This is a genomic window from Amycolatopsis sp. NPDC005003, assembly GCF_053600695.1.
Window position 1 is genome coordinate 384662 of sequence record NZ_JBSGAI010000002.1, and the last position, 15574, is coordinate 400235.

9 protein-coding genes are annotated in these 15574 nt (G+C 69.1%); 3 read left to right on the forward strand and 6 right to left on the reverse strand.

Features of this window, described 5'->3' with window-relative positions; translation table 11 throughout:
• Positions 1 to 52 precede the first annotated feature (52 nt).
• On the forward strand, positions 53 to 2875 hold the full coding sequence (locus ACWED2_RS04100) for an NACHT domain-containing protein (RefSeq protein ID WP_449688959.1): 2823 nt from the start codon (positions 53 to 55) through the stop codon (positions 2873 to 2875).
• A 10-nt stretch (positions 2876 to 2885) separates the two neighbouring features.
• Here the strand turns inward: ACWED2_RS04100 and ACWED2_RS04105 are convergent, their stop codons facing one another.
• From ACWED2_RS04105 to ACWED2_RS04125, 5 genes are all read right to left on the reverse strand, one after another.
• Positions 2886 to 4991 carry a (Fe-S)-binding protein gene (locus ACWED2_RS04105; RefSeq protein ID WP_449688960.1) on the reverse strand — a complete coding sequence of 702 codons (2106 nt, stop codon included), beginning with the start codon at positions 4989 to 4991 and terminating at the stop codon, positions 2886 to 2888.
• A 31-nt stretch (positions 4992 to 5022) separates the two neighbouring features.
• On the reverse strand, positions 5023 to 5439 hold the full coding sequence (locus ACWED2_RS04110) for a hypothetical protein (protein ID WP_449688961.1): 417 nt from the start codon (positions 5437 to 5439) through the stop codon (positions 5023 to 5025).
• A gap of 197 nt (positions 5440 to 5636) precedes the next feature.
• Complete coding sequence (locus tag ACWED2_RS04115; protein ID WP_449688962.1) at positions 5637 to 7730, reverse strand: diguanylate cyclase domain-containing protein; 2094 nt, start codon at positions 7728 to 7730, stop codon at positions 5637 to 5639.
• Positions 7731 to 7811: 81 nt separating this feature from the next.
• Positions 7812 to 8903, reverse strand: a complete 1092-nt coding sequence (locus tag ACWED2_RS04120) for an alpha/beta hydrolase (protein WP_449689002.1) — start codon at positions 8901 to 8903, stop codon at positions 7812 to 7814.
• A gap of 76 nt (positions 8904 to 8979) precedes the next feature.
• The gene (locus tag ACWED2_RS04125; protein ID WP_449688963.1) at positions 8980 to 10311 is read right to left on the reverse strand and encodes a cytochrome P450; all 1332 of its coding nucleotides are present in this window, start codon (positions 10309 to 10311) and stop codon (positions 8980 to 8982) included.
• A gap of 124 nt (positions 10312 to 10435) precedes the next feature.
• On the opposite strand from ACWED2_RS04125, the gene ACWED2_RS04130 reads away from it, so the two are divergent.
• Positions 10436 to 11257: an SAM-dependent methyltransferase gene (locus ACWED2_RS04130; protein WP_449688964.1), complete on the forward strand. Its 822-nt coding sequence runs from the start codon at positions 10436 to 10438 to the stop codon at positions 11255 to 11257.
• Position 11258: 1 nt separating this feature from the next.
• Here the strand turns inward: ACWED2_RS04130 and ACWED2_RS04135 are convergent, their stop codons facing one another.
• On the reverse strand, positions 11259 to 14186 hold the full coding sequence (locus tag ACWED2_RS04135; RefSeq protein ID WP_449688965.1) for a glycoside hydrolase family 3 C-terminal domain-containing protein: 2928 nt from the start codon (positions 14184 to 14186) through the stop codon (positions 11259 to 11261).
• A gap of 343 nt (positions 14187 to 14529) precedes the next feature.
• Here ACWED2_RS04135 and ACWED2_RS04140 point away from each other — a divergent pair, with 343 nt between their 5' ends.
• Complete coding sequence (locus ACWED2_RS04140; protein WP_449688966.1) at positions 14530 to 15537, forward strand: LacI family DNA-binding transcriptional regulator; 1008 nt, start codon at positions 14530 to 14532, stop codon at positions 15535 to 15537.
• Positions 15538 to 15574 lie beyond the last annotated feature (37 nt).

The following is a 15574-nucleotide window of genomic DNA, read 5'->3' on the forward strand; positions in this document are numbered from 1 at the left end:
TCAACGATATTGACGGTTGTCCTGTTGTCCAGGCCATCCGGAGCGTGCGCAGGTGACCGAACCGACCAGCCTCGCCTTGACCGTGGCCCAGGCCGCGGTCAAGGCGGCTGCAGGGAGCGCGACGACTGCGTCGCTTCCCGTGCTGCGCAAACTACTCAAGAAAGTTCGCCTGGACCCGAAGATACTCCGCGGTTTCACCGCGTGGCAGGAAGCCAAGATCGACAAGACGCAAGAAGAGAAGATCGCCAAGTTCGTCCTGAGCCGGGAGTTCCAAGGCTTGCTCGAACTCGTCGCCTACCTCGAGTACCACACTTCGGATACGTGGCTCGAGGAGCGGAAGAAGTTAAGAGAAACCTTCGCGGACGAAATCGCACGCCGGGTAACCTTGGATGACCACACGCTGCACACCGTGACCGAGAGCCTCTGGTCACTCGCGCATGACTCGGTTCGCCTCGAGGTCGCCCGCGTCCGGAATTCCGGTCGTACTAAGCGCGAAAGCAACATGTACACCCACTCCCTGCTCGCCCCCCACCTGTTCCCCGATGCCATGACTCTCCAGAAAGCCGTCGAAAACCGTTCTACCCTCGCGACGCACTACAATGAAGTGACACACGCGAGGGCGCTCGCCACGCAGATCCGGGAAGAGACCTATCGTTCACACTCGACGATCCAGATGCCGCATTCCCGTGAGAACTTCCGCCCTCCGGTTCACAAGCTTTACGTCCACCGGAAGATGCTTGGCGCACGCTTGGGTTCTGCCGAGGGTTTTTCCACCAAACTTCCCGATCACCAGGTCCACGAGCACGAACGCCGCGTGGTCGTGCTGGGCAATCCCGGCGCGGGAAAGTCCACTTACATCCGTTATTTGACCCACTGGCTCAGCTCGGACCACCCCGGCCGGCAGCCGGTGACACCGTTCTTGGTCGAATTGAAGCACTTCGGCAAGGGCTGGGACAACCTGGTGCAGATGATCAGCACCCGCCTGCGGGTCGTGCTGCAGACCGAAGTCGATCAAAAGTATATCCGAACCATTCTCACCCTCGGCAGCGCCACGGTGGTGTTCGACGCCCTCGACGAAGCGGGAGACCTCACCGACCGCAGGGAGGCGGTGGAAGCGATCGAACGCTTCTGCCGTCGATATCCGCTCGTCCAGGTTCTGGTGACCAGTCGGCGCGAGGGCTACAGCAGCGCACAACTCGATCCGAGCCTCTTCGCCGCCTATATCCTCCCCGACTTCGATCCACCGCAGATTCGCAGCTACGTGGACAGTTGGTTCCAGTTCGTGGCCAGCCCGGAAGCCATCCTCCCGTCAACCCGCGCCGACGCCTTCCTTCGGGAAAGCGAGCACATCCACGAGCTGCGATCCAATCCCCTGATGCTGTCGCTCCTATGCCTGCTCTACGAGTACGAAGGCTGGATCCCCGAAAACCGACTACAGGTGTACAAGGAGTGCGCGAACCTACTGTTCGTGCGGTGGGATCGAGCCCGGCGGGTGAACGCCAAGGAAACCACGCTGCAGTCCACGCACATCTGGTATCTGTTCCAGGAACTCGGCTTTTGGTTCTTCACCAAAGACGCTGAGACTTCGCCGACTGAACGGGCCGTACACAAAGTCATCGAGAGCTTCCTCGCGCGGGAAATCCAGCAGCACCTCACCGCGGGAACCTCGATCGAGGCCACTGATTTCCTGGAGTTCTGCGCAGGCCGCGCCTGGCTGCTTACGCGAGTGGGCAGCACCGCGAAGGGAGAACGGCTCTTCGACTTCACGCACCGGACGTTCATGGAGTACTTCGCAGCCGAGTACATCACCCGACACAGCGACAGCGTCGATGAGCTCGCGGCTACGGTCTGGCAGATCGTCCTCGCTGGGGCAAGCTACGTGGTGCCCCAGATAGCGATCCAACAGTTCGAGATCAACGTGTCGAACGGGCTGAACCGAGCGCTGCTTCGCCTCCTTGAGCTCGGTTCGGCCGAGCCGGGCACCCTGTACCCTTTCGTCTTCGACACCCTGCGATACGTTCAGCCCTCGGCGTCCACCATCGAGACGATTCTCCTGACGGCCCTCGACCACATCGTCTCCGACCGCAACGACGATCTGGCCAGGAAGATGGCCCAGCTGCCGTCGCCGTTCTCGGCTACCCTCAAGTCCCTCTCCCTCCGAGAGCTCGGCAAGTCCGTCAGCGCCGAAGACTTCACTGCCGCCCAGTTCCGCGGCGCGGTCGGATTCCTCATCGCAGCCAACACCCCGTTGCCCCCCAACACCGCTTTGCGCCCGTTCTACCCGGGTCATCGCGGATCGCGAGTCCTGGCACCGTGGCGGCACCTAGCCCAGTCCCACCCCCGCGCGGTCTATGAGCTCTACCAGCGGAAAGTCCTAAACGCGGCTGAGTACCTCGACGTGGCCGGCAGGCCCGCACTGGTCCGGGCGCCAGCGTTCCTCCTCCACGACCTGCTGCGCGCCGGAGAGCCAGCGGACTGGCTCCTGGACATGATCGGATCCCACCCCGACAGCCTTCTGCCGCTCCCGCACCAACTGGTTGAGCAGGTGCTGCCGATACTGACCGGCGTCGCTCAGGCACGTCCCCCGAGACTCGACCACATTGCATCCCGGCGTGCTGGTTGGTACGCCCTGTTCTCCGCCTTCAGCTGCGCAGCCTTCGAACAGGGCCGGAAATGGTCGCCCCTCTTCGTGGCCGTCGCTTCCAAACTCGGCCACGAAACCGCCGAACTCGGCGCTATGTCGCGCGTCGAACTCGGTGGTTTCGCCCGCGTCGTCGGCAACGACGCGGGTCTGCGCTCCCGCTGGGCTGACAAACTCGGTGAGTGGCAGCACGGCCTCACCAGCTTCAGCGCCGCCGAGAACCCCGATCGATAACCGACGTAGGTCAGGGCTTCGGCGTCGGCGCGGACGCCGGGGCCTTCACCCGCTCCAGCAGCAGCTGGGCGACGTCACGCACATCGACGTTCTCCGCCTTCTGCTCGCTCTGGCGCTGGACCAGGCCGTCGGTCAGCATCACGCGGCAGAACGGGCAGCCCGTCACGATCGTCTCCGCCTCCGTGGCGATCGCCTCGTCCACCCGCTCCAGGTTGATGCGCTTGCCGATCTGCTCCTCCATCCACATGCGGGCGCCCCCCGCGCCGCAGCACAACGCCCGGTCGGCGTGGCGGGGCATCTCGGCCAAGGTCGCGCCCGTCGCGCCGACCAGCTCGCGCGGCGGGGTGTAGACCTTGTTGTGGCGGCCCAGGTAGCAGGGGTCGTGGTAGGTGACGCGCGGGCCGTCCTCCACCGGCTTCACCGGGGTCAGCTGGCCGCCTCGCACCAGGCGGTTGAGCAGCTGCGTGTGGTGGACGACCTCGTAGTGGCCGTCCAGCTGGGGGTATTCGCGGCTCAGCGTGTTCAGGCAGTGCGGGCAGGTCGTGACGATCTTGCGCAGCCGCGGCTCGCGGCCCTCGAACACGGCGTTCAACGTCTCCGCCGTCTGCTGGGCCATCATCTGGAAGAGGAACTCGTTGCCCGCGCGGCGGGCCGGGTCACCGGTGCAGGACTCCTCGTTGCCCAGCACCACGTACTTCACCCCGGCGATGTGCAGGAGCTCCGCCGTGGCGCGGACGGTTTTGCGCGCCTGGTCGTCGAACGCGCCGGCGCAGCCGACCCAGTAGACGTACTCGACGTCTTCGGCCAGCTCGCCGTCGAACACCGGGACGTCGAAGCCGAGGTCCTTCGTCCAGGCCAGGCGCTCGGAGTTGTTCTGGCCCCACGGGTTGCCCTTGGTCTCCAGGTTCTTGAACAGCCCGCCCAGCTCGGTCGGGAAGGCCGACTCGATCATCACCTGGTAGCGGCGCATGTCGACGATGTGGTCGACGTGCTCGATGTCCACCGGGCACTGCTCGACGCACGCGCCGCAGGTGGTGCAGGACCACAGCACGTCCGGGTCGATGACGCCGCCGTCGTCCTCCGGGCCGACCAGCGGGCGCGCGCCCTCGTGCTCGGTGCCCGCCAGGATGTACGGCGCCTCCTCGAACAGGTTGTCGCGCAGGTTCATGATGACGAGCTTGGGCGACAACGGCTTCCCGGTGTTCCAGGCCGGGCACTGCGACTGGCAGCGGCCGCACTCGGTGCACGTGGCGAAGTCCAGCATCCCCTTCCACGTGAAGTCGCCGATCTTGCCGCGGCCGAACGTGTCGTCCTCGCCCGGGTCCTCGAAGTCGATCGGCTTGCCCGCGGACTCCATCGGCAGCAGCGGGCCGAGCGCGTCCGGCAGCCGCTTCGCCGAGACGTTGATCGGCGCCACGAAGATGTGCAGGTGCTTGGAGTAGAGCACGATCGACAGGAACACCAGCATGACGCCGATGTGCAGCAGCAGGCCGACGGTCTCCAGCACCTCGGTCGTCGAGTGCCCGAGCGGCTCCAGCAGGTTCCCGACGCCGAGCGAGACGTACGCGCCGGAGTCGTACGGGAAGTTGCCGGACGCCGAAGAGGCGCCGCGGAAGAAGAACATCGTCCAGACGACGTTGAAGATCATCAGCAGGATGAGCCACGCGCCGCCGGTGTGCGAACCGTAGAACCGGGACGCGCGGTCCTTGCGCTCGGGGGCGTTCCTGATCCGGATGACGGTGAAGACACCGAGCGAGACCGCCACCGCGACGGCGATGAAGTCCTGCAGGAACCCGAGCACCGCCCAGTGGCCGATCCACGGGATGGCGAACTTTTCGTCGAACAGCGCACCGTAGGCCTCGAGGTACACCGAGGCGAGGATCACGAAGCCCCAGAAGGTGAAGAAGTGCGCCAGGCCGGGCACCGACCACTTCAACAGCTTCCGCTGGCCGAACACCTCGCGCACCTGCGCGAAGAGCCGGGCGCCGAGCTCGTCGGACCGCTTGGTGTCGGGCTGGCCGGCCTTGATCAGCCGGTAGAGGAAGGCCACCCGCTTGCCGGCGACGGCGAGGCCGACGACCGTCATGAGCAGGCCGAGGATGAGACGAACGAGCACGAGTCCTCCGCGTCGTGATGGAAGGACCGGCTCAGTGCGAGCCGGTGTAGTACCGGCACGCCTTGCACGCGTACCGCATTTTCGCGATCCGCCAGTGCTTCCGGTACAGATCGAGGTCGGGCGAGCGCCGGACGCCGAGGCGCTGGTAGCGCCCGGGCCGCCGGCCGGTTTCGTACTGCTCGGTGGCGCGGCCGAGGTGGGCGCGCCGCAGCACGCACCCCCGCGTCCGGCACCGGCCGAGCGCGGCGCGGCAGAACCGGTGCAGCAGCACGAGGTCGCCGGTCACTTCTTCGACCACGCCGTAGCCGGGGTGGTCACCCGGCCCGGCCAGCCGTACCGGCAGCCCGCAGTACGCGCATTTGAGCGTGCACGGCAGGCAGCCGGTCAGGTGCCGGATCCGCAGTTCGCGCCGGTCTTCGGAGCCGGGTCCTCGGACGCGCGACGCCATGAAGCCTCCCGAACGACTGTGATCGGCACCACTGTCTGCTACTGGAGGGTAATGAGGAGATCACTTCACGCGACAGGTCCGGACGGCCTAGTTTCGTTGCGCTGTTCGGCGCAATCTTTTGAGGAAGGATGACCTTACTGTCCGTACAGCGGACGCTGAGCGCCGCGAATCGTACGTTCCCGGTCGGCCGCCCCGACTCAGCAGCTCGGCAGACCGCCCGGCAGGCCGGGGAACGCCGGGCCCGCGAGCAGGTCCGCGCCCCGCTCCTGCCACCACGTGGCCTCCTCCGGCGTCCGCACCCCGGCGACCGACACCGCCGCGCCGGCCGCGTGCGCCGCGTCGATCAGCGCCGACAGCGACCCGGTCACCAGCGGGTGTTCCCGCTTGGCCGCCAAGCTCGCCGCGATCCGGACCGTGTGGGCCGGGAACTCCGTCAGGCAGGTGACGTCGCCGAGGCCGTGGATCTCCGCCCGGACGCCGATTTCGCCCAGCACCTTGAAGTTGTCCGCCGCGTCGCCGCTCAGGGCCGCGGCCGGGAAGCCGGGCCGCAGGCGGTGCGGCTCGAGGCCGGTGTCGTCCAGGACACGGCGGATTTCGCCGACCAGTTCCGGGTCCGCCGCCTGCTGCGCCGTGAGCTCGACGACCAGCGGCACCCCGATCCCGGACGCCGCCAGCCGTTCGGCCGCCGTGCGCAGCAGCCAGGTGGCCAGCGGCAGGGCCAGCCCGGTTTCCGCGGCCAGCCGGACGCACCTCTCGTGCAGCAGCGTGCCCTCGGCCGGGTGGTTCCAGCGCAGCCGCGCCTCGACGCCCTCGACCGCGCCACTCGTCGTGGACACCAGCGCGCGGTAGCCGGTTTCGATCTCGCCGGTCTCCCACGCGCCCGCCATCGACGCGGCCAAGCCGAAGTCGTGCCGGTCGCGCCGGTCCAGCTCGCGGTCGGACAGGCCCCACTGGTTGCCCGTCCGCTGCGCGCGCCGCAGCGTCAGCCCCGACGCCTGGAGCAGTTCCGCGGGCGTGCTGTCGCGCGGCGGGCGGTGGACGACACCGATGGCCGCCGACACCGCGACCCCGCGCTGCCCGTCGACGTACTCGGGTTCGGCGAGCTCGTGGGTGATCCGGCGGACGAGCGTCACCACGCCCGGGGTGTCCTCGGTGTTCTGCACCAGCACGGCGAATTCGTCGCCGCCGAGGCGGGCCACGAGGGACTTCTCCGCGTCGAAGACCAGCTTCAGCTTGGCCGCGACCCCGCGCAGCACCCGATCGCCGAGCTCCTGGCCGAGGCCGCCGTTGATCTGCGAGAAGCCGTCGAGGTCGAGGTGGAACAGCGTGACGCCGTGCGCCGGGTCCGCGTCGCGCAGCAGGGTTTCCAGACGGGTGCTGAAGAACTGCCGGTTCGGCAGCCCGGTGAGCACGTCGTGCAGGGCCTGGTGGCTCAGCCGCCGCTGCAGCAGCGCGACCTCGGTGTCGTCGTCGACGATGGTGAGCAGCTGCCGGGGCGCGCCGACCGAGTCCCGGATCACCGACGCGGCGAACGTCGCCCACATCGGCTCGCCGTCCTTGCCGACCAGGCGGCGGCCGGCGCGCAACCGGTGCAGCCGGCCGGCCACCAGCTCGTGGTAGCTCTCCCGCAGCTGCTCGACGTCTTCGGGGTGAACCAGGTCGAACAAGCTCATCGCGGCGATCTCGGCCGGCGTCCGCTGGAGCGTCTTGGCCAGCGCCGCGTTGGCCCGCAGCACCCGGCCGTCCAGCTCGGTGAGCGCGACGCCGCTGGCCGAGCCGGCGAACACCTCCTCGAACTGCGCGCGGGAGATGACGTGCTTCTGCCGCGTCTCCTGCTCGACCTTCAGCAGCGCTCGGCTCAGGCCCTCCTGCCGCTTCTGGATGTCCTCCCGCAGCATCTCGCCGTAGCCGGAGCTGAACGCGCCGAGCACCAGCACCACCCGCTCGGCCAGCCTGTCGACGCCGCGCAGTTCCGGTTCGCGCAGCAGGGCCTTGCCCAGCACCTCCAGGCTGCGGCGCAGGCTGTCGGCGCCGACGCACCGCAGCTCGACGAGCCGCCCGCCCGCGCTCGCGGCCGCGTCGAGGCCCGGCGGTTCGCTCGCCACCGCTTCGAACAGCCGCCCGGCCAGGGCGGTCAGCTCGCGCTCGATCTCCTCGGGCGTGTGCGGCAGGTAGGCCGTGGTGCTGATCAGGTAGCCCCACTTGCGCGCGAGCGTGCCCAGCCGTCTCGCCGCGCGGTCGGCGGACGGCTTGTTCCGCGGGGCGTCGCCGCGGGGATGGGGAGCAGTCACCTCAGGCTGTCCAAGGGTTCAGTGCACACCGTTCGGGTCAATCGATATATCTTGGCCCGGAATTGTGCGACACGCACGGGTTCAAATTCGTCCGATCGAGTGATAACCCTGCGGAGCGATCCCCAAGCGGTCCTGCAGCCAGGACCGGGTGGCACTGCGGTATTCGGCCGCATTTTCGTGCAGCGCCACGGAATGGCCCGCGCCGGGCAGCACGAACATCGACAACTTCGACGAATCGGCGTAATAGGGCGCTTCCTGTGCCCGCAGCACCGCCGCATCGGAACAGTCGCGCAACGCCAGCACCCCGCAGAACAAGACGTCTTTTTCACCGACCACCTGGAAAACCGGTACGGTGATTCCCCACGTCGCGGGCAGGACGATGCCGAACAACGCGACCGTGCCCATCCCCGGCACCGAAACCTGGTCCTTCGTGGCCTCGTCGGCCGCGATCACGGCCGGGTCGGCATCCCCCGCGGCGTAGAACAGGCCGGCCCGCGCACCCGGCTTCGTCGTGAAGTACAGCGGGTCGCTGCCGAGGGTCCCGAGCTGCCCGTCGAGGAAGGCCGGCTGCAGGCCGAGCGCCGCGCCGAGGGCGAGCACGGGCAGCGCGGGCAGGTGCGTGATCCCGGTGAGGACGACCCCGTCGACGTCGTGGTAAGTGGAGGCCTCCACGGCGACGATCCCGGAACCGACCGAGTGCCCGACGATGACCACCTTCGCGAACGGGATCCCGCCGACCCGGCCGGCGCGCAGGTGGCCGACGACTTCGTGCATCGACCCGGCGGCCGCCCAGACCGAGAGCGGCAGGCTCGGCGGCCGGCTGCTGCGGCCGGCGCCGAGCTGGTCGGCGGCGAAGGTCGCGTAGCCGTGCGCGGCCATGTCCCGCTGGTAGGAGTAGCGCGCCGGGTCGTAGGACAGGTCCCAGTACGCGCTGTTGTACGTCCCGCCGTGCACGAGCAGCTGGACGGTGTCCGGGGCGTCGCCGGCGGGCAGGCACAGCCGGCCGTGCACGGTCGCCGGCGCCCCCGGCACCAGCGGCGGCAGGCCCGGTCCGGTGACCGGCAGATCCGTGTCGCTGCACGAGATCGCGGCCGCCTCGGCGGGCACCGCCGCGGTCAGCGACGCGAACAGGACGCCGCACGCGAACAACGCCGACGTCACCTTGACGGGCAGCTTCACCGCATTCCCTCCGGGCTCGGACAGGTGAACGAACTCGGGAACACTACACCCGGTAGCCGAACGCGTACCTTCAGGTAGTCCGCGGCACCACGGTCATCGGCAGCCGGTTCGGTTGCATCGTGGCCTTGATCTGCGCATACACCTTCTTGCCCGGCACCGGGACCAGGCGCCAGCGCGCGCCGATGGTCGCGGCCACGATGCCGATCTCCGTCGGCGCGAACACGTGCCCCGGGCACAGCCGCGCGCCCGCACCGAACGGGATGTACGCCCCTTTCGGCAGTTCCGCGGTGCGGCCGGGCGCCCAGCGGTCCGGGTCGAACCGGTCCGGCTCGGGGAACCAGCGCGGATCGCGGTGCAGGGTGTGCTGGCTGACGGCGACCTCGCTGCCCGCCGGGATCGCGACGCCGGCGAGCTCGACGTCCTCCCGCGCGCGGCGCATGAGGATCAGCGGCGGGGTGCGGCGCACGATTTCGTTGACGATCTGCTGCGTGTAACCGAGATCCGGCAGATCCTCGAAGCGCGCGGGGCGGCCGCCGAGGACTTCGTCGACCTCGGCGTGGAACCGCCGTTCGACGCCGGGGTGCTGTCCCAGCTCGTGGAAGAACCAGGCGAGCGCGACGGCGGTGGTCTCGGCGCCGGTGGTCAGGATGGTGATGACCTCGTCGTGCACCTGGCGGTCGGACATGCCCTCGCCGGTGTCCTCGTCGCGGGCCAGCAGCAGCATCGAGAGCAGGTCACCGTGGTCGGCGCCGTCTTCGCGAGCCGCGACGACGGTCTCGCCGATCACCTGGCGCAGGCGCGCGGCCGCGGCGTCGAACCGCCGGTTCGGCGGGACCGGCAGCTTCTCGACGAACTTCGGCGAGAACGCCCGGATCAGCACGTACTCGAGCATGACCGGGATCGAGTACCGGATCTCCGCCAGTGCTTCCTCGCCGAGCGCGGTGGAGAACAGCGTCTGCCCCGCGATGGTCAGCACCAGGTCCTGCATCCGCTGGTCGAACTCGACGACTTCACCCGGCCGCCACGAATCGACCAGCTCGGCGGCCAGCTTCGTCATGGTGTTTTCGGCGTAGCCGGCGATCCGCGTGCGGCCGAAGGCGGGCATCACCAGCCGGCGCTGGCGGCGGTTGAGCTCGCCGTTCGAAGTGGCCAGCCCGTCGCCGAAGAGCGGGCGCATCTTGTCGAAGACCAGGCCCTTGTCGAACTTGTCGGCGTCGGTGGCCAGCACCTGCCAGGCCAGTTCGGGGGTGGTCACCACGTGCACCGGCAAGGGGCCGAGCCGGATTTCGACGACTTCTCCGTGTGCGGGCAGGGAAGTGAAGAACTTCAGCGGGTCGCGCAGCAGCGGCACCGTGTGTCCGAGCAAGGGCATCCGTCCGGGCACCGGACGCGGAATCGTCATGGCCTCGTCTCCTCGTGACCGGGCCACCTTAGCCGGGTGCCGGGTATCCGGAACGCGAGTCCACACGAACGGATGAGGGGGCTAAGCTCCGTTCCCGGTGTGTCCGTGAGGGGTGGGAGGTCCCGTGACCGGAGAAGTGAGCTGGGTACCGCCGGAGATCGACACCACGGTGCCGAACCCGGCCCGGGTGTACGACTTCTGGCTCGACGGGGACCACAACTTCGCCGCCGACCGGGCGCTCGGCGAGCAGATCCTCAAGATCATGCCGGGTGTCCGGGACGCCGCCCGGCTCAACCGGGCCTTCCTGCGCCGCGCCGCGCGGTACATGGTGAAGGCCGGGGTCCGGCAGTTCCTCGACATCGGCTCCGGCATCCCCACCGTCGGGAACCTGCACGAGATCGTCCAGCAGGCCGACCCGTCGTGCCGGGTGGTGTACGTCGACCGCGAACCGGTCGCCGTCGCGCACAGCGAGCTGCTGCTGCAGGGCAACGACAACTGCGCGGTGCTCCAGGCCGACCTGCGCGACGTCAACGACATCTTCGACGCCGAGCCGGCCCGCCGGCTGCTCGACCCGGGGCAGCCGACCGGCGTGTTCATGTTGCTGCTGCTGCACTTCGTGCCCGATTCGTGGGATCCGGTCGGCATCCTGGCCCGCTACCGCGAGCGGCTCGCGCCGGGCAGCTTCCTCGCCGTCACCCACGTCGCGGCGGACTCGGGGTCGGAGGGCCTCGACGAAGCGATCGAGGTCTACACGACCCGCCAGAACCAGCAGAACCAGCCGTTCCCGCGCACGCACGACCAGGTGCTCCGGTTCTTCGAGGGCTTCGACCTCGTCGAACCGGGCCTGGTCGGCTGCGCGATGTGGAACCCCGAGGGCGCCGGCGACATGTCCGACGACCCGTCGGTCAACTCCCTCCCGTACGCGGGTGTCGGCCGGAAGCCCTAGCTCACCGCAGCGAGAACGTGGCCAGGTTCACCGGGCCGTCGAACGTCAGGTACACGTCGTGCCGTCCGCTCGCCTTCGCCAGGGCCGCGGTCACCGTCATGTAGGCGTAGTGATCGCCGGTCGAGGGCACCGGAGCCGTCCCCAGCACGGGGCCGGTCGGCGAGTCCAGGCGGATCGTGACGCGGGATGACGCCGTCGCGGACACCGAGGCCGAGAACCGCGCCGGGCCGTTCAACGCCACATTGCGGTACGCCACCCAGCTGCCGGCCGCGGTGGCGACCGAGGTACCCGATGTCTTCGACGTGTCCGTCAAGGTCGTGCCGGAGTAGTCGTCGAAGTTCTGGGCCTGGGTCGAGCGGCTCAGGTCGCGCGGCAGGGCCCGCTCCCCCGGCACGTAGACCGGCTGCGGTGCCGAAAGTTCGGAAGCGTTGCGGCCCACCGAGAACTCGTACACCCCCGCCGCCACCACGGACCGGTCCCGGGAGACGTCCCAGGCCGCCAGGTCCGCCACCGGCACCTCGAACCGCACCGTGCGGGTCTCCTTCGGCGCCAGCGTCACCTTCGAGAAGTCCCGCAGCCGCTGCACCCCGGAGTTCTTCGAGTAGAGCTGGACGACGTCGGAGCCGCTCCGGGCGCCGGTGTTGGTGACCTCGACGGTCACCTGGACCTTGCCGTTCGCCTGGGTGGCACGCACGCGGTCGTAACGGAAACTGGTGTAGCTCAGCCCGTAGCCGAACGGGAACAGCGGCTTCCCCCGGTAGTACTGGTAGGTCATCCCGGTCTTCGCGATGTCGTAGTCCAGGATGCTCGGGAGCCCGGCGTCCGAGGCGTACCAGGTCTGGGTGAGCCGCCCGCTCGGGTCCTTGTCGCCGAAGAGCACGTCGGCGACCGCGTGCCCGGTTTCCTGCCCGGCGTGGCTGGTCCACAGGATGCCGGGCACGGACAGCGTGTCCCAGCCGGTCGTCGGGTAGCTGTTCTCCACCACGACGATCGTGTGCGGGTTCGCCTTCTGCACCGCCTCGATCAGCGCGCGCTGCGCCGGGGCGAGCTCGGTACTCGTGCGGTCGTTGGCCTCGCGGCCGTTGATGAACGGCATGCTGCCGACCACGACGACGGCGGTGTCCGCGTCCTTGGCCGCGGCGACCGCGCTGCCGACGCCGCTGGTCAGCACGTCCCGGCCGAACTTGGTCGCGTGCGCGGCGTCCGGGGACGAGATCGTCAGGACGCCGTCGGCACCGACGACGGCGAACTTGTTCGGGCCGAACCACGGCTCGTTCACCTCGTTGCCCGCGTACTCGAGCACGTAGCTGCCGTCGGGCTGGGCGTCGAGCTTCAGCTGCTGCTGCACGAACCAGCCGGCCGGCTGGTCGACGTCGTTCACCAGCGCGCCGCCGGAGTAGCTGAGGAACTTGCCGTTGGCGGCCGCGCGCAGGGTGTTCTTGCCCGCGCCCCAGTCGTAGACGTCGAAGGACTCGGCGGTGCCCGCGACCGTCCCGCCCGCGGTGATCTTGCCGGTGGTGGCGGGCGCGGTCAGGTACCGGCCGGTGGACAGGTCCTTCAGGGCGATCCGGTCGACGCCTTCGGACGACGCGACCGTGCCCGCCGAGCCGAGCCGCTCCTTGATGCCCTGCACCGGCGTGACCTTGTACTGCATCGCCCCGGCGTACCAGTCCTCGTAGAGGGTGTTCGAAAGCGGGCCGACGACCGCGATCTTCTTGTTCTTCGCGGCGTCCAGCGGCAGCGCGCCGCCGTTGTTGCGCAGCAGCACCATCTGCGCGTCGGCGGCCTTGCGCGCCAGCGCCCGGTGCTCCGGCGAGCCGATCACGGCCGGGGTGATCTTCGCGTACGGGTTGCGCCCCGGCGGGTCGAACTCGCCGAGCCGGAACCGCAGCGAAAGCAGGTGGCGGTCGGCGTTTTCGACGTCGGCCATCGTCAGGAAGCCCTTGGCCAGCGCTTCCTTGACCGCGGCGACGGTGATCGAGCCGTCGGTGTCGTTGTCGGTGAAGCTGTCGAGCCCCGCCTTGATCGCCGCCGCGTCGGCTTCGGCCTTGGTGGCGTAGTACTTCTCCGAGTTGACCAGATTGGACGGTGCGCCCGCGTCACTGACGACGGCGATGTCCCGCGGCGCCCACTTGCGCAGCGCGCCGTCGAGGTCCGGGCTGACGTGGTTGGGCCGGCCGTTGACCAGGTTGTACGACGGCATGACGGCGTTGGCCGCGCCCGCCTGCAGCGGGATCTTGAACGCCTGCTCGTCGTAGTCGTGCAGGATCTTCGGCGACACCGAAGAATTGCTGGTGTCGCGGTTGACCTCGTTGTTGTAGGCGAGGAAGTGCTTCAGCGTCGGCGCGGCCTGCAGGTACCGCGGGTCGTCACCCTGGATGCCGCGGCCGTAGGCCACCGCGAACTCGCCGGTCAGGTAGGGGTCTTCGGAGTAGCCCTCTTCGTTGCGGCCCCACCGCGGGTCGCGCAGCAGGTTCACCACCGGCGCCCACAGGTTGAGACCCCACAGCGTCGGGTTGCGGGCGTTGAAGCCGCGCGCCTCCTGCCCGACGGCCGCGCCCACCTGCTTCACCAGCGCCGGGTCCCAGGTGGTGGCCAGGCCGATGGCCTGCGGGAACACCGTGCCGTCGGCCTTGACGACCGCGCCTTTGTTGTCGTAGTCGGTCGACCAGGCGACGCCGTGCAGGGCTTCGGTGCCGGTCTTGAAGACCCCGATGCCGAGCCGCGGGATGGCCGGTTCGTACTGGTGCAGCAGCGAGATCTTCTCGTCCGCCGTCAACCGGGACAGCAGGTCGTCGATCCGGGTCGCCAGCGGCAGCGACGGATCGCGGAACGGGGGCGGCGGGTCCGCGAGCGCCGGTGACGGCGTCACCAGCAGGGTCGCGGCCACCGCCGGGACGAGGGCACGGCGGAAGAAGGACAAGCGCACGGACGGCCTCCGATTCGTCGAATCGTTTCGACGGCGCGGCGCGGAACATTCGCGTCGAACGGCGGGGAACCCGACGACTATTACAGCCGGGTGAGCAGAAGGTCAAGACTTCCTGGGATCGCTCCCAGACGCTTCGGCCGGACGCCGCAGCGATGGCTCTGAGCTGCAAAAAGAACGCTCAACAGGGCACTTCGACGATTTCGACTTGGCGGCCCGTTGTCGAATGCTCGTCGAATACCGGCAAATGGCGAATGGTGCTTGTGTTTCCGGCAGGTGTCACTTACCTTCATGCCATCGTCGATGCGCTTCGACAGCTGCCCGCCCCGTCCCCAGGAGGCCGCCCGTGGTCACGATCAACGACGTCGCCAACGCGGCCGGGGTCGCCCCCAGCACGGTGTCGTACGTGATCAGCGGCAAACGTTCGATCTCGCCGAAGACCCGGCGGCTGGTCGAGGACAGCATCCGCAAGCTCGGCTACCACCCGCACGCCGGGGCGCGGGCGCTGGCCAGCAGCAAGACCAACGTGCTCGCACTGGTGGTGCCGCTGCGCACGGACCTCAACGTCGCCGTCGTGATGGAGTTCGTCGCCTCGGCGGTCACCGCGGCCCGCGCGCACGACCACGACCTCCTGCTGCTCACCAAGGACGAAGGGCCCGCCGCGCTGCAGCGGGTGGCGTCCTCGGCGATCGCCGACGCGCTGATGGTGATGGACGTCGAAACCGCCGACCCGCGGGTGCCGATGCTGCTGGCCCTCGACCTGCCGGTGGTGCTCATCGGCGTGCCCGACCACCCGGCCGGGCTCAGCTGCGTCGACCTCGACTTCACCGCGGCGGCCTCGGCGTGCGTCGCGCACCTGGCCGACCTCGGCCACCGCTCGATCGCGCTGATCGGCCCGTCCCCCGCCGTCTACCGGCGCGGAACGAGCTACGCGACCCGGTTCCTGCGCGGCTTCGACGAAGCCACGAAGAGCCGGGACGTGCGCGCGGCCTCGCACGCCTGCGCCCACTCCTACGAAGCGGTGAGCGCCTGTCTCGACGAACTGCTCGCCGCCGATCCCGGCCTCACCGGCCTGGTCGTGCACAACGAGGCCGTGCTGCCCGGGCTGCTGTCGGACCTGCGCCACCGCGGCCTGCGGGTGCCCGAGGACATCTCGGTCATCGCCGTGTGCCCGGACAGCATGGCCGAGCAGCACGTCGTGTCGCTGACCAACGTGGCCATCCCGGCCGAGGAGGTCGGCACCCAGGCCGTCGAAATGACCATGCGCCGGCTCGCCGGCCACACCACCCCGGAGGTCCGGCTGCTCGGGCCCCGCCTCACCCGGCGCGAGAGCACCGCCGCGCCGCGCGCCTAGACCGAACCGGTTCTGCTCCGCTGCCGAAGGAGAATCA